Source organism: Vreelandella titanicae (assembly GCF_014697095.1).
GTDB lineage: Bacteria > Pseudomonadota > Gammaproteobacteria > Pseudomonadales > Halomonadaceae > Vreelandella > Vreelandella titanicae.
Window position 1 is genome coordinate 2,280,274 of the sequence record NZ_CP059082.1, and the last position, 17,869, is coordinate 2,298,142.

18 protein-coding genes and 5 tRNA genes are annotated in these 17,869 nt (G+C 54.9%); 12 read left to right on the top strand and 11 right to left on the bottom strand.

Going from position 1 to position 17,869, the window contains the following annotated elements; all coding sequences use genetic code 11:
* Nucleotides 1-124: 124 nt before the first annotated feature.
* From ccoP to ccoN, 4 genes are read right to left on the bottom strand one after another with little or no spacing between them, the layout of a single operon-like run.
* Complete coding sequence (ccoP, locus tag HZS52_RS10445) at nucleotides 125-1,054, bottom strand: cytochrome-c oxidase, cbb3-type subunit III (protein WP_159177282.1); 930 nt, start codon at nucleotides 1,052-1,054, stop codon at nucleotides 125-127.
* On the bottom strand, nucleotides 1,051-1,275 hold the full coding sequence (locus tag HZS52_RS10450; protein WP_022522227.1) for a CcoQ/FixQ family Cbb3-type cytochrome c oxidase assembly chaperone: 225 nt from the start codon (nucleotides 1,273-1,275) through the stop codon (nucleotides 1,051-1,053). The genes ccoP and HZS52_RS10450 overlap by 4 nt, the downstream gene beginning before the upstream one ends.
* Nucleotides 1,276-1,278: 3 nt before the next feature.
* Complete coding sequence (ccoO, locus tag HZS52_RS10455) at nucleotides 1,279-1,887, bottom strand: cytochrome-c oxidase, cbb3-type subunit II (protein ID WP_022522228.1); 609 nt, start codon at nucleotides 1,885-1,887, stop codon at nucleotides 1,279-1,281.
* Nucleotides 1,888-1,906: 19 nt separating this feature from the next.
* Entirely contained in the window at nucleotides 1,907-3,331 is a 1,425-nt protein-coding gene (gene ccoN / locus HZS52_RS10460) for a cytochrome-c oxidase, cbb3-type subunit I (protein ID WP_159177281.1), read from the bottom strand.
* A gap of 164 nt (nucleotides 3,332-3,495) precedes the next feature.
* Here ccoN and HZS52_RS10465 point away from each other — a divergent pair, with 164 nt between their 5' ends.
* The 6 genes from HZS52_RS10465 to HZS52_RS10490 all read left to right on the top strand — a co-directional run bounded on the left by HZS52_RS10465 (nucleotide 3,496) and on the right by HZS52_RS10490 (nucleotide 4,959).
* Nucleotides 3,496-4,263, top strand: a complete 768-nt coding sequence (locus HZS52_RS10465; protein WP_190374698.1) for an alpha/beta fold hydrolase — start codon at nucleotides 3,496-3,498, stop codon at nucleotides 4,261-4,263.
* 71 nt (nucleotides 4,264-4,334) lie between these two features.
* A tRNA-Val gene (locus HZS52_RS10470) sits at nucleotides 4,335-4,410 on the top strand.
* 73 nt (nucleotides 4,411-4,483) lie between these two features.
* Nucleotides 4,484-4,560, top strand: a tRNA-Asp gene (locus HZS52_RS10475).
* Between the two features lie 40 nt (nucleotides 4,561-4,600).
* Nucleotides 4,601-4,677 (top strand) — tRNA-Asp (locus HZS52_RS10480).
* 52 nt (nucleotides 4,678-4,729) lie between these two features.
* Nucleotides 4,730-4,805, top strand: a tRNA-Val gene (locus tag HZS52_RS10485).
* Between the two features lie 77 nt (nucleotides 4,806-4,882).
* Nucleotides 4,883-4,959 (top strand) — tRNA-Asp (locus HZS52_RS10490).
* 125 nt (nucleotides 4,960-5,084) lie between these two features.
* Here the strand turns inward: HZS52_RS10490 and HZS52_RS10495 are convergent.
* The 4 genes from HZS52_RS10495 to glcD all read right to left on the bottom strand — a co-directional run bounded on the left by HZS52_RS10495 (nucleotide 5,085) and on the right by glcD (nucleotide 9,490).
* Nucleotides 5,085-5,489 carry a heme-binding protein gene (locus HZS52_RS10495; protein ID WP_190374699.1) on the bottom strand — a complete coding sequence of 135 codons (405 nt, stop codon included), beginning with the start codon at nucleotides 5,487-5,489 and terminating at the stop codon, nucleotides 5,085-5,087.
* An 85-nt stretch (nucleotides 5,490-5,574) separates the two neighbouring features.
* On the bottom strand, nucleotides 5,575-6,807 hold the full coding sequence (gene glcF / locus HZS52_RS10500) for a glycolate oxidase subunit GlcF (RefSeq protein ID WP_041158886.1): 1,233 nt from the start codon (nucleotides 6,805-6,807) through the stop codon (nucleotides 5,575-5,577).
* A gap of 14 nt (nucleotides 6,808-6,821) precedes the next feature.
* Nucleotides 6,822-7,916 carry a glycolate oxidase subunit GlcE gene (gene glcE / locus HZS52_RS10505; protein ID WP_190374700.1) on the bottom strand — a complete coding sequence of 365 codons (1,095 nt, stop codon included), beginning with the start codon at nucleotides 7,914-7,916 and terminating at the stop codon, nucleotides 6,822-6,824.
* Nucleotides 7,917-7,990: 74 nt separating this feature from the next.
* On the bottom strand, nucleotides 7,991-9,490 hold the full coding sequence (gene glcD, locus HZS52_RS10510) for a glycolate oxidase subunit GlcD (RefSeq protein ID WP_027958133.1): 1,500 nt from the start codon (nucleotides 9,488-9,490) through the stop codon (nucleotides 7,991-7,993).
* A gap of 205 nt (nucleotides 9,491-9,695) precedes the next feature.
* Here glcD and glcC point away from each other — a divergent pair, with 205 nt between their 5' ends.
* The gene (glcC, locus tag HZS52_RS10515) at nucleotides 9,696-10,475 is read left to right on the top strand and encodes a transcriptional regulator GlcC (RefSeq protein WP_159177278.1); all 780 of its coding nucleotides are present in this window, start codon (nucleotides 9,696-9,698) and stop codon (nucleotides 10,473-10,475) included.
* 40 nt (nucleotides 10,476-10,515) lie between these two features.
* Nucleotides 10,516-11,040, top strand: coding sequence for a gamma carbonic anhydrase family protein (locus HZS52_RS10520; RefSeq protein WP_190374701.1), 525 nt, complete (start codon nucleotides 10,516-10,518; stop codon nucleotides 11,038-11,040).
* Nucleotides 11,041-11,135: 95 nt separating this feature from the next.
* Here the strand turns inward: HZS52_RS10520 and HZS52_RS10525 are convergent, their stop codons facing one another.
* The gene (locus HZS52_RS10525; protein WP_190374702.1) at nucleotides 11,136-12,827 is read right to left on the bottom strand and encodes an L-lactate permease; all 1,692 of its coding nucleotides are present in this window, start codon (nucleotides 12,825-12,827) and stop codon (nucleotides 11,136-11,138) included.
* Nucleotides 12,828-13,205: 378 nt separating this feature from the next.
* Between HZS52_RS10525 and HZS52_RS10530 the strand changes: the two genes are divergently transcribed.
* From HZS52_RS10530 to HZS52_RS10540, 3 genes are all read left to right on the top strand, one after another.
* Nucleotides 13,206-13,898 carry a glutathione S-transferase family protein gene (locus HZS52_RS10530; RefSeq protein ID WP_190374703.1) on the top strand — a complete coding sequence of 231 codons (693 nt, stop codon included), beginning with the start codon at nucleotides 13,206-13,208 and terminating at the stop codon, nucleotides 13,896-13,898.
* A gap of 113 nt (nucleotides 13,899-14,011) precedes the next feature.
* On the top strand, nucleotides 14,012-14,701 hold the full coding sequence (locus tag HZS52_RS10535) for a glutathione binding-like protein (RefSeq protein ID WP_027958120.1): 690 nt from the start codon (nucleotides 14,012-14,014) through the stop codon (nucleotides 14,699-14,701).
* Nucleotides 14,702-14,881: 180 nt separating this feature from the next.
* Complete coding sequence (locus tag HZS52_RS10540) at nucleotides 14,882-15,238, top strand: phasin family protein (RefSeq protein WP_027958119.1); 357 nt, start codon at nucleotides 14,882-14,884, stop codon at nucleotides 15,236-15,238.
* 79 nt (nucleotides 15,239-15,317) lie between these two features.
* Here HZS52_RS10540 and HZS52_RS10545 read toward each other — a convergent pair whose 3' ends face one another.
* Together HZS52_RS10545 and uraD are read right to left on the bottom strand one after the other, a co-directional pair.
* Entirely contained in the window at nucleotides 15,318-16,685 is a 1,368-nt protein-coding gene (locus HZS52_RS10545) for a uracil-xanthine permease family protein (RefSeq protein WP_027958118.1), read from the bottom strand.
* A 119-nt stretch (nucleotides 16,686-16,804) separates the two neighbouring features.
* A complete protein-coding gene (gene uraD, locus HZS52_RS10550) occupies nucleotides 16,805-17,341 on the bottom strand; it encodes a 2-oxo-4-hydroxy-4-carboxy-5-ureidoimidazoline decarboxylase (RefSeq protein WP_190374704.1) in 537 nt (178 codons plus the stop codon).
* Between the two features lie 163 nt (nucleotides 17,342-17,504).
* Between uraD and uraH the strand changes: the two genes are divergently transcribed.
* A complete protein-coding gene (gene uraH, locus HZS52_RS10555) occupies nucleotides 17,505-17,858 on the top strand; it encodes a hydroxyisourate hydrolase (RefSeq protein ID WP_190374705.1) in 354 nt (117 codons plus the stop codon).
* The last annotated feature ends 11 nt before the right edge of the window (nucleotides 17,859-17,869 follow it).

Below are 17,869 nucleotides of genomic sequence, written 5' to 3' on the forward strand. Positions count from 1 at the left end.
TAGTCGCGGTCTAGGTGTTTCGTTAATATTGTATCGGGTTGGGTATAAAGAAAGGGTGCGGTTTGGGGCCGCACCCTTGCTTGGCTAGCGTTGCTGACGGTAACTGCTATCTGTCAGCGGTCAATCAGTCCGCTAAGCGCAGGCTATACACATAGGCGGCAACCAGGTGAACACGCTCTTCACCAATATAGGCCGCTTGCGCAGGCATATGACCGTTACGACCGTTACGCAGCGTTTGACGGATAGAGTCACCGACTTCCTGGCCGGGTGCCAGATAAAGCCAAGTGTTATCGGTCAGGTTGGGTGCGCCGAGAGCCGTGTTACCCGTGCCGCTGGGGCCGTGGCAGGCAGCACACACCGCCATAAAGGTGCTTTCGCCCTGTTCAGCCTGCGCCTCGTCATGCTCTTCATTAGACAGCGAAAGTACGTATTGCGTCAGGTTCTCAATATTCTCCTGCCCCAGTTGCTGCCAGGAGGGCATTAGGCCGTTACGGCCATTATTGAGAGTGGCCAAAATATTTTCTGGCTCACCACCGTATAGCCAATCGTCGTCGGTCAGGTTAGGGAAGCCGTAGCCACCCTGAGCGTTTGACCCGTGACACACTGCGCAGTTGTTTTGGTAGATACGTTCAGCGACCTGCATCGCCTCCGGATCTTCGGCAAGCTCAGGAATGGGCACCTCCTGATACTGGGCAAAAATCGGCGTGAAGCGCTCTTCGGCTTGAGCCACTTCCTCTTCCCACTGCCCCTCTTGCGACCAGCCCAATATCCCCGCGTAGTTGCCCAGGCCGGGATAAAGCACCAAGTAACCCAGTGCAAAGACCACCGTTAAAACGAATAGCTGGAACCACCACTTTGGCAGCGGGTTGTCATACTCTTCGATGCCATCGGCGGCGTGGCCGGTGGTTTCAACGTTCCCGTCCGCGTCAGGCGTTTTATCGGTACGGCGGTTGGCCAGCAGTATCCATACGCTCAACGCAATCGTGCCCAGCGTAATGATAATGATCCAGGCGCTCCAGAAGCCGGATAGGGAGTCACCCCATAGATTACTCATATATTCTTATCTCCCCTGTCGTCGCGGGAATGCGCTTCGCTGTCGCGTTCACGCGAAGCGTGCTTGTCACTGGTCGGTTGCTCATCGTCGTCTGCAAAGGGCAAATTAGCCGCTTCGTCGAAATCTGGCTTGCGTCGCTTGGAGTACGCCCAGAGGGCAATGCCGATAAACGCGAAAATCAAGATCAGCGTGATGAGACCGCGAAAAGTTCCCGTATCCATAACTTAGCGAGTGCCCTCGAGCACGGTTCCGAGCTGCTGTAAGTACGCGACCAGGGCCGTGATTTCCTGGGTGCCGCGTACGTCGTCAGTAGCGTTGGCGATATCTTCGTCGGTATAGGGCACGCCCAGTTGACGCAGCGTACGCATCTTTTGGGGAGTGGCATCACCATCGAGGGTGTTTTCAAACAGCCAGGGGTAAGCCGGCATTACCGATTCAGGGACTACATCCCGGGGGTTGTAGAGGTGAGCGCGGTGCCAGTCGTCGCTATAGCGGCCGCCAACACGCGCTAGGTCTGGCCCGGTGCGCTTGGAGCCCCATAGGAAGTTGTGCTCATACACCTGCTCGCCCGCCACATTGTAGTGACCATAGCGCTCGGTTTCCGCACGGAACGGGCGCACCATTTGCGAGTGACAGCCCACACAACCTTCGCGGCGATAGATGTCACGGCCTTCCAGCTCCAGGGCTGACAGCGGCTCCAGGCCTTCAACCGGCTCGGTGGTCTGCTTCTGGAAAAACAGTGGAACCACCTCAGCCAAGCCGCCGAAACTGATCACGACAAGGATCAACACGGCAAGCAGGCCAACGTTCTTTTCGACAATCTCGTGTTTCATTGGTCTCAACTTCCCCGGTTTAAGCAGCTTGTGGCGCTGAATGGCTGATGGCCTCACGACGCTTAACGGTCATGTAAACGTTGAACGCCATGATCAGCATGCCGGTGACCCAGAAGAGGCCGCCGATTAAGCGAACAAAGTAGCCCGGCGCGCTGGCTTCAACGGCTTCAACAAAGGTGTACATCAAGGTGCCGTCAGGGTTGATCGCCCGCCACATCAAGCCTTGCAGAATACCGTTAACCCACATGGAGGCGATGTATAGCACGGTGCCGATCGTGGCCAGCCAGAAGTGCACGGCGATCAGGTTGACCGAGTACATTTCAGTGCGACCAAAGACGCGCGGAATCAGGTGATACATTGAGCCGATGGTGATCATCGCTACCCAGCCAAGCGCGCCGGAGTGAACGTGACCAATGGTCCAATCAGTGTAGTGCGAAAGCGCGTTGACGGTCTTAATCGCCATCATCGGGCCTTCAAAGGTAGACATGCCGTAGAACGACAGAGCAACCACCAAGAAGCGTAGCGTGGGATCCGTGCGCAGCTTATGCCAAGCCCCTGATAGGGTCATCATGCCGTTGATCATGCCACCCCAGGAGGGAGCCAACAGGATGATCGACATAATCATACCCAGCGACTGTGCCCAGTTCGGCAGCGCTGTGTAGTGCAGGTGGTGAGGGCCTGCCCACATGTAGATCATGATCAATGCCCAAAAGTGGACGATTGAAAGGCGGTAGGAGTAGATCGGACGCTCAGCCTGCTTCGGCACGAAGTAGTACATCATGCCCAGGAAGCCTGCAGTCAGGAAGAAGCCTACCGCATTGTGTCCATACCACCACTGCACCATCGCATCCACTGCTCCGGCATAGATCGAGGTGGAGTACATGGGGGTCACTGGGATGGCCGCGTTGTTGACGATATGCAGCACCGCAACGGTCAAAATAAACGCCGCGAAGAACCAGTTCGCCACATAAATGTGCGACGTGGTGCGTTTTTTGATCGTCATTAGGAACACAATGGCGTAGCTGATCCATACGACCGCGATCAAAATATTGATCGGCCACTCAAGCTCAGCGTACTCCTTGGTCGTGGTGTAGCCCATGGGCAGGGACACTATCGCTGAGATAATGACCGCTTGCCAGCCCCAAAAGGTAAAGGCCGCTAACTTGTCAGAGAAAAGCCGTGTCTGACAGGTACGCTGGACAACGTAGTACGACGTGGCAAAGAGCGCCGAACCGCCAAAGGCGAAAATTACGGCGTTAGTGTGTAACGGACGCAGGCGCCCAAAGCTAGTCCAAGGTAGGCCAAGGTTCAGTTGCGGCCAAACCAGTTGCGAGGCGAGGATGACACCCACTGTCATTCCCACAATGCCCCACACAACGGTCATAATCGCGAACTGCCGAACCACCTTGTAGTTGTAGGTCGGGTGTTCAAATGCTGTGCTCATGTCATGTTCCCATCGAACGCGGTTAGGGGGTAACCCGTGGCATTTTGCACGGGTGCGACCACCCGCTTGATGATGCAGGTCAAGATCCGACCAAGATTCTAGCGCAGCCAGGGCTTAACCTGAACACACCAATTGGTTAAAGACTGAATTATCAGGAGCGATAGGTGTCACATTACGTTTTGTCTGGGTATATCGAGGTGCCTCCCGAGGGGTTAAAAGAGGCGCTTAAGCGCCAGCCAAATGGCGCCTTTCTGGTGCAGGGCATGGGGCCGTTAACTGTTCATGGTCACGCCAAGCTAGGTCGGTTGCTGTTTGCCCATGGCGCAGGGGCTGGTCAGCAGTCACCCTTCATGCGTCAATTTGTCACCTCGCTGGCGGCTCAGGGTGTTCAGGTTTTATGTATTGATTTCCCCTATATGCAGCAGATGCAGGAAACCGGCAAACGTCGACCGCCGCCGCCTATCGCCCAGACCCTTGATCAGTTTGCCCAATGGTATGCGCTACTTGCTGACCTATTTGACGAACCGCTATGGATTGGAGGCAAATCGATGGGCGGCCGAGTGGCGACCCTATTTGCCAGTGAACAGCCATGCAAGGGCACTGCGCCGGGTGTAGTGATAGCAGGTTACCCATTTCATCCTACTAAAGCGCCTGACAAGCTTCGTTTGGATCACTGGCCCAAGATTGCCTGCCCCATGCTGATTTTACAGGGTGAGCGTGATCCTTTCGGTACTCGATACGAGGTAGCCGGCTATACACTGCCGCCAAACGCGCAGCTTGCTTGGCTGACGGATGGCGACCATGACTTTAAGCCGCGGCGATTTTCTGGCCTGACCCAAACGGTTTTGATTGACGAGGCTACCCAAGTTGCGGCATCCTTCGTCCGCGCTCATGGCACAGGCCTTACGCAAGAGAGTAACGCGCTGGTTTAGAATACGATTTTTAAACGCGGCATGTTGACATTCGGTAAGCCTTCTGTAGAATGCAGCGCCACGTGACCAGCGGGTGGTTAGCTCAGTTGGGAGAGCACCAGCCTTACAAGCTGGGGGTCACTGGTTCGAACCCAGTACCACCCACCATCTTAAGTTTTTGAAAGATGGTCTGGAAGTGTGAAAGTAGTACCTAGTACGACCTGTATTTGATGTGCATAACGGACCGGTAGTTCAGTCGGTTAGAATGCCGGCCTGTCACGCCGGAGGTCGCGAGTTCGAGTCTCGTCCGGTCCGCCATCATCAAATCAACGTCTGCTAATAGTTGTTATCGCAATTCGGACCGGTAGTTCAGTCGGTTAGAATGCCGGCCTGTCACGCCGGAGGTCGCGAGTTCGAGTCTCGTCCGGTCCGCCACGATAACTGCTAAGCTAAGTTGGTAAGCACAGCAATTACTTACCAATGGATTGGGTGGTTAGCTCAGTTGGGAGAGCACCAGCCTTACAAGCTGGGGGTCACTGGTTCGAACCCAGTACCACCCACCATCGTCTACCCTTTGGAAGCGCCTCTGAACCGCTTATAAATGTTAGCTTCGATGGTTGTTTTAAAAGTGCTTTAACGTGGACCGGTAGTTCAGTCGGTTAGAATGCCGGCCTGTCACGCCGGAGGTCGCGAGTTCGAGTCTCGTCCGGTCCGCCATTAAGCATTTTGTTGTTAGCCATTTGTGTTGTTAGCAACCTATCGGCATCTGCCGAACGAATTCAAAAAAAGCCCGAATCATTGATCCGGGCTTTTTGCATTTCTGAGTGTTAATTTGTAGTTTTTTAGCCTGTAATTGCGGCAACGCCTGCTTTGGCAACCTGCACATCCTGGTCGGGTTTTACGCCGGAAATGCCCACGGCACCTACCACATGACCGTCAACAGTAATCGGCACCCCACCTGAAAGCAGGCCTTGCAGCGGTGCGGTGACGAACGCAGTGCGGCCGCCATTAATCATCTCTTCAAACACCTGGGTCTCTTTACGACCTAACGCCGCACTGCGCGCTTTTTGCGTAGCGACTTCGGCGCTGAAAGGGGCTGCGCCATCCAAACGCCGCAGCGCTAACAGGTGGCCGCCGTCGTCGGTTACAGCGATGGTCACCGGCCAGCTGTTGCTGTCAGCCTCTTTCTGAGCGGCGTCGAGTACGTTGATCACATTGCTCTGAGCGAGAATGGCTTTTGTTTGCATGTTTAAATCCTTGTTAAGGGAGGAGTGAAAATAGCCGCGCTGTTAAAACCTGCGCGGCTTGGGGTTAAGGGTTAGTGGTGAAGCGTTAAGTGAGCGCTGCATCGACGATCTCAACCCAGTGGCGTACCGGAGTGCGATTGGCGCCCGCTAAGTGGGTTTGGCAACCGATATTAGCCGTCACGATCATCTCTGGGTCTCCGGCCTCCAGCGCATTGAGCTTATTGTCGCGCAGTTGGGTGGCCAGTTCGGGTTGGGTGATTGAATAGGTACCCGCCGAACCGCAGCAAAGATGCGCATCCTGCACCGGAGTTAGCGCGAAGCCAAGCTTGCCCAGCACGCCTTCGACCGCACCGTTAAGTTTTTGGGCATGCTGCAGCGTACAGGGGCAGTGGAACGCCAGTCGTTGCGATGCGTTAACGTTCAAGGCGTCCAGCGGCTCATCGCGTAGGATTTCTACAATATCTTTGGCTAGAGTGCTCACCTTTTGCGCTTTAACGGCGTAGTCAGGGTCATCCTTGAGCATGTAACCATACTCTTTGACAAAGGCGCCGCAGCCACTGGCGGTTTGAACGATGGCTTCGGTGCCTTGCTCAATGTACGGCCACCAGGCATCAATATTGGCGCGCATGCGTGCACGGCCATCGTCCTGGGCATTAAGGTGGAAATCAACGGCGCCACAGCAGCCCGCTTCAGCCACCGGCGTTACGCTTATACCAAGCCGATCAAGAATCCGCGTGGTGGCAGCATTGGTATTGGGTGATAGCCCCGGCTGAACGCAGCCTTCCAGTATCAATACCCGCCGGGTATGGCGGTTGGCATCCGGGCGTGCGCCTGCATCTATCGGCGCTGCGGGCATTTTATTACGCAGCTTGCTAGGCACCAGTGGTTTAAAGGTTTGCCCCAGCTTTAGCAGCGCTTGGAAACGTTTGGGCTCGACCATCATTTTTCGCAGCGCATAGCGCTGGGCCCGCTCACCTGCCGGGCGAGGAACGCGCCGCTCAATTTCGGCACGGCCAATGTTGAGCAGCTTGTGGTACTCCACGCCGGAAGGGCAGGTGGTTTCACAGTTAAGACAGGTAAGGCAGCGATCAAGATGAAGGCGCGTCTCATCGGTTACCTGATCGTCATCGTCGCGGCTCTCCAGCAGCTCTTTCATTAGATAGATACGCCCACGAGGGCCATCGCGCTCATCGCCTAACAACTGGTACGTCGGGCAGGTGGCGTTACAAAAACCGCAGTGCACGCAGGTGCGCAGTATGCGATCTGCTTCTTGAATATGCGGCTTCTGAAGGTCGGCATCGGTAAAGTGCGTCTGCATGTCAGCTCTCCTGATTAAAACGCCGCATAAAGACGACCGGGGTTAAAAATGCCATGGGCATCCAGCTCCGCCTTTAGATTGCGATGATATTTCTCCACCACTGCATTGAGCGGTGTGAATGGATCTGCGGCGCCGCCCTGGAGCTGAGGTGTGTAGCAAGTGGCGTGGCCACCTACTGCGCGACAGGCATCGCGCAGGGTGCTGGCATCCAGGGTGGTTTTCAGCCAGCGCTGGCTGCCCGCCCAGTCGTAAAAAATGTCGGCCTCGGGAATATCCAGCGCCAGCGGCGCGGTGTTGGGCGGTAGTGACAGCCGCCACAGCGATTGGTCAGCGCTACAGGTGAAAAATGCGTGAGTATGGTCGCGCAACTCTTGCCAGAAGCCAGCATCAAGTGGCTCGCCACCTAGACTTGCCTGGGTTGCGGCCACAGAGCTTTTGCCGCCTTCCAAGCGCAAAAACAGCTCGCCGTGATGCCAAGCGGCGGCGGTAATCGGTAGCGGTTTTCGGCCCAGCTCGGCGAGTTTTTTAAGCGCCTCTCCCAGCCCAATGGTTAAGCGCAGGCTGTGAGTCGCGGTGGGAATAGGCAGCACTTTAAAGGAGATGTCGGTCAATACGCCGAGCGTGCCCTGAGCGCCTGCCATCAGGCGCGACAGGTCGTAACCGGCGACATTTTTCATCACTTCGCCGCCAAAGCGGAGGAGTTTACCCTCTTGGGTGATTATTCGCGTGCCCAGCACAAAGTCACGGGCTGCGCCTGCCCAGGGACGGCGTGGGCCAGAGAGGCCGGTGGCCACGGCACCACCAATGGTAGACGCTTCACCAAACATGGGCGGCTCAAAGCCCAGCATTTGGTGTTTCTCTGCCAGTACTTCCTGCAGGTCGCTAAGCCGAGTGCCAGCGCGCACGGTCACTACCAGTTCCACTGGGTCATAGCTCACAATGCCACTATGTTCGGCCATCTGCAGTGCTTGGCCTTCCACCGGTCGGCCATAAAAGGCGCGGGTATCTCCGCCTACAATGCGAAGCGGTGTGCGTGCGTCATAGGCGCTGCGTACCTGTTCACACAGGGCATCAGCGATATCGCGGTCAGCAATCGCTCGTTCGGTCATGGTCTTTCCCACTATTGGTCTTTTCCATTATTCGTTTTGGCTAATTATTGTCTTAGCTTCGGCTTGTCTCGCTGCTAGAAGCGCGGTAGCTCCGGATGCGGTAGTTCGTTGTTATGCACATGCATAGCACCAAACTCGGCGCAGCGGGCCAGCGTCGGAATATTCTTGCCGGGGTTAAGCAGTCGCTGTGGATCAAAGGCAGCCTTCAAGGCATGAAAAACGCTGATTTCATCCGCCTGGAATTGGCTGCACATTTGATTGATCTTTTCGCGCCCAACGCCATGTTCGCCAGTGATCGAACCGCCCGCGGCCACGCATAGCTCAAGAATCTTGCCGCCCACCTCTTCGGCAAGCGCCAACTGGCCTTCTTTATTGGCATCAAACAGGATCAGCGGGTGCATATTGCCATCGCCGGCGTGGAACACGTTGGCCACCGCCAGGCCACTCTCTTCTGAAAGTGCGGCAATGCCTTTCAGCACGCGGGGGAGCTCTCGGCGGGGGATGGTGCCATCCATGCAGTAGTAATCAGGTGACATACGGCCCACTGCAGGGAAGGCATTCTTACGCCCAGCCCAGAACTTGGCGCGCTCGGCTTCATCCCGGGCCTGTTGGATATTGGTGGCCCCGGCGGCTTCCAGTACGCGGCGAACGGTGTCGCAGTCGTCGTCCACGTCGGCTTCAACGCCATCCAGTTCGCAGAGTAGAATCGCCTCGGCATCGAGGGGGTAGCCAGCTTTGACAAAATCCTCGGCGGCTTTGATGGCGAGTTTGTCCATCATCTCCAGGCCACCAGGAATAATGCCTGCGGCAATGATATCGCCGACGGCGCGACCGGCTTTCTCGACATCGTCGAAGCTTGCCATCAGTACTTTGGCGGTTTCCGGCTTGGGCAGTAGCTTGACGGTAATTTCGGTGACCACGCCGAGCATGCCCTCAGAGCCGTTCATCAATGCCAGTAGGTCAAAGCCTGGCGCATCAAAAGACTCAGCGCCCAGCGTCATGTGCTCGCCCTCGATCGTGAGCACATCGACGCGCATCACGTTATGCACCGTTAGGCCATATTTTAAGCAGTGTACGCCGCCGGCGTTTTCGGCCACGTTACCACCGATAGAGCAGGCAATTTGTGAGGAGGGATCCGGCGCGTAGTAAAGGCCATAAGGCGCAGCTGCTTCGGAAATCGCCAAGTTGCGCACACCGGGTTGAACTCGCGCCAAGCGGGCCTCAGGGTCGACTTTGAGAATTTGGTTAAAACGCGACATTACTAAAAGTACGCCCTGTTCCAGCGGCAGCGCACCGCCGGAAAGTCCAGTACCCGCGCCACGAGTGACCACAGGCACGCCAAGCGCATGGCAGCGCTTGAGCAGCTCTTTCACCTGATCAAAGGTTTCAGGCAGCGCCACCAGCATCGGCAGCACGCGATAGGCCGCCAGCCCATCGCACTCAAAGGGGCGCAGGTCTTCTTCGCGATGCAGCAGCGTCATATCAGGAACGGCTTGCTGCAGGTCGGTTAAGACTTCGCTTTTATCGCGCCGAACCAGTGCACCGTCCAGGCGCTCATCAAAGAGGATATTCATTAAGACATCCCATGCTTATTATCGTTAAAGGTAAATGCTAAAACGGTCTGTAGATAACATGGCCTCAATTTGGGCTTTTTTTACCCGCCTGTCTAGGCTGTGGTGCATTGGTCTGACCAGTAATTAGTCGACTGTGTTGTCTTCTTTGTTTAGTACTGGGTTAAGTACTGGCAAGCTGGACATAAAGCCCATCAGGAGAGCTAACATGCCAGAGGAGAATCAAGCCTTGTCACCCGGGCTGCGAATGCCGGATCAGGTGGCTACCCGGCTTGAGCGTTTAATTCTTGATGGCGTTTTTCGGCCCGGCCAACTGCTTCCTTCTGAGAGGCGGCTGTGTGATCGGCTGGGCGTCTCACGTGCTTCGCTGCGTGAGGGGTTGAGAATTCTGCGCAGTAAAGGAATTATCGATACCCGCCAGGGCCATGGCTCTACGGTCGCCACACTTTTACCAGTGGGTAACCAAAGCCCATTGATGCATCTGTTTAAAGATCACCCGCGCACGCTGTTTGATCTGTTAGAAGTGCGCGCCCTGCTGGAAGGGGAGTCGGCGCGGTTAGCCGCGAGCCGCGGCACATCCGCCGATCGGGTGCTGATCACTCGGCGCTATCGCGAAATGGCCGACTACGCGGAAAGTGCAGAAAGCATTGATGTCGAGCGTCTAGCGCGACTTGATCACGCCTTTCACCTGGCGGTCTCCCAGGCGTCCCACAACCCGGTGTTGGTGCATACACTGCAGAGCCTGACCGATTTACTGCTCAGCTCGGTGTTTGCCTCGGTCAAGCACCTTTATCACTTGCCAGCCCCCAGGACGATGATCAATCAGCAGCATGCGCAGTTGCATGAGGCCGTAGTCAACGGCGAGGCGGAGCAGGCAGAACAGGTGGCGCTAGAGCACCTCTCCAGCATTAGCCAACTGCTGCGTGATTTAGAAGAGGAGCACGAACGGCTAGAACGCTCCTCCATGCGACTTGAAGATTGGCAGTAGTTCAATCATTAATACATCAACAACAACCCAGGAGATCAATGTGGCCATTTATCAATACGGTGAGTATCGGCCTGATATTCAGGACGACGTATATGTTGCGGAAACCGCCGATGTTATCGGCCAAGTGACCTTAAAGGCACATTCAAGCGTCTGGTATCAGGCCGTATTGCGCGGCGACAGTGACCATCTGGAGATAGGCGAAGAGAGCAATGTTCAGGATGGTGCGGTTCTCCATGCTGACCCAGGCTTTCCGCTTAAAGTAGGCAAAGGGGTGACGGTCGGGCATCAGGCTATGCTGCATGGCTGCACTGTAGGCGATGGCTGCTTAATCGGTATACAGGCGGTAGTACTCAATGGCGCGGTGATTGGTGAGAATAGCCTGGTGGGTGCCGGTGCCTTTATTAAGGAGGGCGCGGTGTTTCCGCCTAACTCGTTAATCGTTGGCTCGCCTGCCAGGGTGGTGCGGGAGCTTTCTGATGAGGCCGTTGCGGGTATGAAAAAGAATGCCCAGGGCTATGTCGAGCGCGGTAAACGCCACAGCCAGGAGCTAAAGCGAATAGACTGACGCTAGCTGGCTAGATTGATCTCACCAAAACGACAAAACCCCCAGGTTTAGGCCTGGGGGTTTGTGTTTCTAGCGTAGCGTATACGACCACTACATCACATCAATGGGTCCGTGACGCCAATAACGTAGAACGCAATCAGTGCGATGGTACCGGCAAAGATGAGGTAGTAGATGGTGGGCAGAATCGTCTTACGCAGCGTGGCGCCTTCACGGCCTAACAGCCCGACCGTTGCTGACGCCGCAACCACGTTATGGATGGCAATCATATTACCTGCCGCCGCACCCACGGCCTGCAGCGCTACCATCATGGCCGTAGAGAGGCCCAGGGTTTCAGCAACACTAAACTGGAACTCCGCCAGCATTAGATTGGATACCGTGTTGGAACCTGCAATAAAGGCGCCCAGCGCCCCTACCGCTGGGGCAAAGAAGGGATAAATGCCGCCTACGCTACTTGCCACTGCCTGGGCCATCATTACCGGCATTGAAACAAGGTCTGCGCCATTAACGCCGGAGTTGATCAAGATGCGCACCATCGGCACGGTAAAGATCAAAACGAAACCCGCCCCAAAAATCGTTTTGGTAGATTCAGACACCGCAGCGCTAATCTTTTGCGGATTCATGCGGTGCAGGAAATAGGTCACAATGACCACGGCAATTATAATACCGCCGGGCAAGTAGAGCGGCTGAACCCCACCGCTGATGCCCGCTTCACCAAGAATATTGTTCCAACTGAGGTTAATAGAGGTAAGTGCTGTTTTGAGGGGCTCAATAATGCGAGAGGCCACCAAAAACAGTGCGAGCAGCACATAGGGTACCCAGCCTTTAAAGGTGGACATCGGCGCTCTGCCGACAACGTCGTCAAGCTTGATCTGCAGGTTGCCGATCCACTCGTCTGGCCAAGATGAAGACTCGGGGAAGTCCCAGGTGTCTTTAGGCAACAGGAAACCACGTTTGGCGGCAGGTACCACAATCGCCAAGCCGACCATGGCGCCGATCATTGACGGGAACTCTGGGCCCAGTAGTACGCCTACCAGCATGTAAGGTACCACGAAGCAAACGCCGGTAAAGATGGCGAAAGGAGTAATCGATAGCCCCTCTTTCCAGGAGCGGTTGGCACCGAAGAAGCGCACCATCACCGTGACGAGAATTAGCGGCATCAAAATGCCCACGATACCGTGAGTAATCGCCACTTCGCTGGTGACTAGCTGGAAGAACACATCCCAGCTGGAGCCTACCGAGTCGAGTTCGGCGCTAATACCTGCACGATCCAGGCCGCTGCCCACGCCGACCACAATAGGCGTGCCCACCGCGCCAAACGAGACCGGCGTTGATTGAATCATCATACCCACGACCACAGCAGCAAGCGCCGGGAAGCCAAGAGCGACCATTAGCGGTGCAGCTACCGCGGCGGGCGTACCGAAGCCCGAAGCCCCTTCGATAAAGCAGCCGAACAGCCAGGCAACAATCAACGCCTGTACGCGGCGGTCAGGGCTAATGCCTGAAAAACCATTACGGATAGCCGTAATACCGCCGGAGTGCTTAAGCGTATTAAGCAGCAGTATGGCGCCAAAGATGATCCATAGGAGACCCGCAGTTTGAATCAGGCCTTGAATGGTCGACGCCGCCACGCGGCTAAAGGACATATCCCAAGCGGTTAAGCCAATGATGGCCGCGGTCAGGAAAACAATCGGCATCGCTATCTTGGCAGGTATTTTAAACCCTATGAGCAAAATACCGGCCAGCAACAGCGGCAGGAAGGCCAGAAGTGCAAGTATCGTTTCATTCATGGAAGGAACTGCCCCTTGTTATTGATTTGGTATGCTCCGCAATAACCGTCTGGCAGTCGTACCGCCAGTCGGGTGTAGGTGAAAGATACGATTAGGCTAATCATATGACTACATTGGAAAATTGGTCTTACCACTTAAGTGCTTGTTTGATAGCTGGTTTTGCACGGCTTTTATTTTCTTATATATATGTTTTTAAATGGTTTTTTGGTAGTCGGGGGTAAGTCTAAAGGCGCTGAGTCATTAGACTAATAGACAGTACAGTTGCCAGCGAAAGGATGAGTACAGAACTCGCTAGTTGCGTCGTAGTTGTCTTACGCTCATTGTTATCGGCTGAAATGCTGTGTACTCACTATGATCAACCACACGGAGGTTATGGCAGTGGCAATGACTCTTTATGATCTGTGCGGCCGGGACGAACGGCTCCGCTTCTCACCTTACTGCTGGCGCGTACGTATGGCACTCGCCCACAAAGGGCTGGAGTTCACCTTCGTAGCGTGGCGATTCCTCGATAAGAAAGCGCTGGCGTTTGCCGACTACGACAAAGTGCCGGTGCTCTGCGACGATGATCAGGTCGTTACCGACAGTTTCGAGATTATGCGCTACCTGGATAAGGCGTATCCCGAGGCACCCGTGTTGGGTGAGGGCGTCAGCTATCAGCGGGTATTACTGTTCAAATACTTTGTTGAGCGCAGCATAAACCCTGCGCTATTCCGCATTATCGCCATGGATTTATTTGCAGCCGTCCACCCAGACGACCGTAGCTATTTCCGCGAAACACGCGAAGCGCGGTTTGGTTGCACGCTGGAAGAGTTCCATCAGCCCGAGCAGGGTAAGCAGCAGCTCAAGCAGGCGCTGGCACCGGTGCGTGACCTGCTGCGGGAGAGCGCCTTTTTAGACGGTGACGCACCTAGCGGCTCAGATTACCTGCTGTTTGGCAGCATGATGTGGGCTCACGTTGTATCGACACAGGCGGTAGTAGAGCCTAGCGACCCGGTGGATGAGTGGTTCAAGCGTATGCTCAACGTGCACAATGGGGCTGCCAGTAATGCCCTGACCGTACGCGATATATAACGCCAACGGCGCGATATGGCTAACAGGGCGGTACGCTAAAGTACCGCTCGATAAATTTTGAAATCTTGGTGGCTCATTGCGAGTGAATCAAGGTTTTCATCAAGGAGATGGCAATGATTGACCTGTATTATTGGACAACACCTAACGGCCATAAAATCTCCATCATGCTCGAAGAAGCCAATCTGGCGTACCGAGTGAAGCCGATTAACATTGGCCGAGGCGAGCAGTTTGATCCTGAATTTCTCACTATCGCCCCCAATAACCGAATTCCTGCCATTGTCGATCACTCCCCGCAGGATGGTGGCCAGCCGCTATCGATGTTTGAGTCGGGCGCTATCCTCGAGTACCTGGCCGATAAGAGTGGCCTCTTCTTACCCTCTGCAGGCCGCGAGCGCTATATCGTATTGCAGTGGTTGCACTGGCAAATGGGTGGGCTAGGGCCCATGGCAGGCCAAAACCATCACTTTTGCCACTATGCGCCGCAAAAGATCGATTACGCCATTGAGCGCTACGTGCGCGAAACCAATCGGCTTTATAGCGTGCTAGACCAACGCTTGGCGCATCACACTTATGTCGGTGGCGATGACTACTCGATTGCTGACATGGCGATCTATCCCTGGATTGTTCCCTGGGAAAAACAGCGTCAAACCCTGGACGAGTTTCCCGACTTGGAGCGCTGGTTTGACATGATCAAAGCACGCCCGGCCGTACGTCGAGCTTATGCATTGGTCGAAGACGTCAATCCCCAAGCTGGCGTGGAAATGGATGAGCAGGCGCGTAAGCACTTGTTCGGTAACCGCTAGTAGCAGGCTGCTGTCAGCCGTTCTAACTATTTGTGAGTGAGCAGGCGCAGCATGAGGAAAAATCATGTTGCGCTGCACAAAAAGCACTGCTAGCTTTAAGGACAGCAGAGGCAAAAGCCTGGCTAAGAACCGCCTAATCAAGGCGTGTTTATGTGCTAGCTCACTCTTGGAGGTACTATTATGAACAAAGCGACTGAGAAAACCACGCAGCAGTTTGAGTCCGTTTTTGTTTCACCGATGCGTTCTTACACGCTGACAGCGCTCGATTACTATGATCAGCTGGTGAGTGCACAGTTAGATGCAGCCCGTGCCTACTCGGACATGGCGATTGCGCAAGCGCGCACTTGGCTTGATGTCAAAGACCCCGACAGCTTCAAAAAAGCCATGGAAACCCAGCAAAAAACGGCTGGCGAATTTATGGAACGAGTGAAGGGCGACACGGAAAAAGTAACTTCCATCGGCCAAAGCTTCGCTCAAGACAGCCAAAAAATGGCAGAAGAGACCACTAAGAAAGCGGTAGAGACCGCCAAGCAGTAATTTAACTGTACCACCGCTTTAAAACGCCGCGCCCCGAGGGTGCGGCGTTTTTTATTTGCACCCGCTTATCACCGCATGATTAACGGTTTTGATACTCCGCTTCGGCCTTGGCCAGTTTGGCACGCCTGTCAGGTTTGCCCGGTAAAATGGCGTCTAGTAATAAAGCGGCGAGGGCGGCAGGCACTAAGCCCGACTTAAGCAGCAGCCCTAGCTGCCCCGGCATGGTTTCTGAAATTGCCTCGACGGCTGGTAGACCGATACCCAGGCTTAGCGAGACAGCAATTATCAGCATGTTGCGCTGATCCAGCTCGCACTCTTTGATAATTTTAAGACCCGCCGATGCGATCATGCCGAACATGACGACGCCCGCACCGCCAAGAACCGCAGGCGGCATGGCGGCCACCAGTCCTCCCAGCTTGGGAAATAGGCCCATGGCAATTAATAGCAACCCACCGATGGTAACCACATGGCGACTCACCACGCCGGTGAGGGTAATCAAACCAACATTTTGAGCGTAAGCGGTGTTGGGCAGGGTATTGAAAACCGCTGCCAATGAAGTGGCCACACCATCGGCCATCACGCCGCCGGAAAGCTCGCGATCCTTCGCCGGGCGGCCTGCCCCTGTGGTCGTAATCGCAGAGATATTGCCGATCGTTTCTAACCCAACCACGAACATAATCAGCGTCATGCCAATGATTGCGGTGCCCGAAAACGTCATGCCGTATTCCAGCGGCTTGGGGAGTGCAAACCAGGCAGCGTTACTCAGTGACGTAAAATCAACTATTCCAAGGGCAATGGCCACTATGTAGCCAGCCAATAAGCCAAATAGAATAGAGGATGCTTTGATAAAGCCCCGCCCATATTGATGAACGGCAATCGTCACGCTGAGTACAAAGAGCGCCAGCAACAAGTTGCTGGGTGATGCAAAGTCATCCGCCCCCACACCGCCCGCGGCGTAATTGAGGCCGACCGGCATCAATGTAATCCCGATCAATAGCACCACAATGCCGGTGACTACAGGAGAGAACCAGTGGCGAATCTTCTTTAAAAACGCACCGAGCACAATTTGCAGCAGCCCTGCTACAAAGGAAGCGCCCAGAACGGCGGGTAGGCCAAACGCTTTCGCCAGCGGCAGCGCCACCGGCAAGAAGCCAAAGCTAGTGCCCTGCACAATCGGTAGGCGTGCGCCTATCGGGCCGATGCCGATGGTTTGTACCAGCGTGGATACCCCCGCAACAAACAGTGCCACCTGAATTAAAAAGATCTGCTCCGCCGGATTAGCGCCGATCACGCCAGCAATAATAATCGGCGGTGTCACGTTGCCAGCGAACATGGCCATGATGTGCTGGAGGCCTAGCGGGATCGCTTTTGATAACGGCGGCATCGCATCGGGGTTTTGATTAATGGTACGCGAAGGCCGCGTTTTGGCATCGGGCAGTGTGGACATAGAGAGCCTTTATTCGCTGTGGGTGACATTGTTTTCTTCTTGCATCCATTAGCTAATAAAAGTGTATACAAGAAATAAATGCAATAGCCCGGTCAACGAATAGTCTTCAACGCTTCGTTTTATTGCTCGGCCCGAGCCCTTAACCGAAAGCGCGCAATGCGAATAATTTGCTCAATCGCCGTTTGGCGCTCGGTAGCCGCATCGTTGTTCAGGCGCTCCTCGAAGGCTGCTAATATGGCATGTCGATCCAGCCCTTTAACGGCAATCACAAACGGAAAGCCAAACTTCTCCTTGTACGCCACATTAAGGTATTCAAAGCGCGCAAACTCCTCAGGGCTGCACTGATCAAGCCCCGCACCTGCTTGTTCGCTGGTTGAGTCTTGGGTTAATTCACCTGCCATAGCGGCTTTGCCTGCCAGGTCAGGGTGCGCCTGAATTACCTTAATTTGATGTTCGTTGCTCGCCTGCTGCAACATAAGCCCCATCAGCTCGGCTAATGCGTCAGGCTCGTCGTGGGCTTCAGCCAGGCCGTGCTGCCAGGCAGCTTCGGCCACCCAGGGGGAGTGTTCATAAACATCCCCATAGTGATGAGTCAGCATTTCAAGGCTGCACTTGCTAGGCGCGGGTGAAAGTAGCAACGGTTGTGGTGTGGGCACTGGAACTCTCCTAAGCGGTTTAAGTTTTTACAACATACGTGATTCAAAGCAAACGTGGATCTAAACGTGCAGGGTTGGAATTACTGTATACAATAAATATCAGTAACGGTACTCTTTGACCAATAGGTCAAGCAACGTCATCAATAATCAACAAGGAGCGGCTATGGGACGTTTAACCACCCACGTACTGGATACCGCCAAAGGTCAGCCCGGTCAGGGGATTACCATTGAGGTGTTTCGCCTTGCCGGCAGTGAGCGCCAGCATCTGAGTACCGTGATCACCAACAGTGACGGGCGTTGCGATGCGCCCATTTTAGAAGGTGATGCGCTCACGCCAGGCGAGTACGAACTGGTGTTTCATGCCGGTGACTACCTGCGTGCCCAAGGTGTTGAAGCGGCCGAGCCGCGCTTTCTAGATGTTATCCCGCTACGCTTTGGCGTTGCGGATGCCAGCCAGCACTACCATGTGCCGCTACTTCTCTCGCCCTATGGCTACTCAACTTACCGCGGTAGCTGATAAGGGACTTC

Bases quoted from the DNA above. Each gene is read 5' to 3' on its own strand.
- ccoP (WP_159177282.1), bottom strand. From the start codon at position 1,054: ATGAGTAATCTATGGGGTGACTCCCTATCCGGCTTCTGGAGCGCCTGG.
- HZS52_RS10450 (WP_022522227.1), bottom strand. From the start codon at position 1,275: ATGGATACGGGAACTTTTCGCGGTCTCATCACGCTGATCTTGATTTTC.
- ccoO (WP_022522228.1), bottom strand. From the start codon at position 1,887: ATGAAACACGAGATTGTCGAAAAGAACGTTGGCCTGCTTGCCGTGTTG.
- ccoN (WP_159177281.1), bottom strand. From the start codon at position 3,331: ATGAGCACAGCATTTGAACACCCGACCTACAACTACAAGGTGGTTCGG.
- HZS52_RS10495 (WP_190374699.1), bottom strand. From the start codon at position 5,489: ATGCAAACAAAAGCCATTCTCGCTCAGAGCAATGTGATCAACGTACTC.
- glcF (WP_041158886.1), bottom strand. From the start codon at position 6,807: ATGCAGACGCACTTTACCGATGCCGACCTTCAGAAGCCGCATATTCAA.
- glcE (WP_190374700.1), bottom strand. From the start codon at position 7,916: ATGACCGAACGAGCGATTGCTGACCGCGATATCGCTGATGCCCTGTGT.
- glcD (WP_027958133.1), bottom strand. From the start codon at position 9,490: ATGAATATCCTCTTTGATGAGCGCCTGGACGGTGCACTGGTTCGGCGC.
- glcC (WP_159177278.1), top strand. From the start codon at position 9,696: ATGCCAGAGGAGAATCAAGCCTTGTCACCCGGGCTGCGAATGCCGGAT.
- HZS52_RS10525 (WP_190374702.1), bottom strand. From the start codon at position 12,827: ATGAATGAAACGATACTTGCACTTCTGGCCTTCCTGCCGCTGTTGCTG.
- HZS52_RS10535 (WP_027958120.1), top strand. From the start codon at position 14,012: ATGATTGACCTGTATTATTGGACAACACCTAACGGCCATAAAATCTCC.
- HZS52_RS10540 (WP_027958119.1), top strand. From the start codon at position 14,882: ATGAACAAAGCGACTGAGAAAACCACGCAGCAGTTTGAGTCCGTTTTT.
- HZS52_RS10545 (WP_027958118.1), bottom strand. From the start codon at position 16,685: ATGTCCACACTGCCCGATGCCAAAACGCGGCCTTCGCGTACCATTAAT.
- uraH (WP_190374705.1), top strand. From the start codon at position 17,505: ATGGGACGTTTAACCACCCACGTACTGGATACCGCCAAAGGTCAGCCC.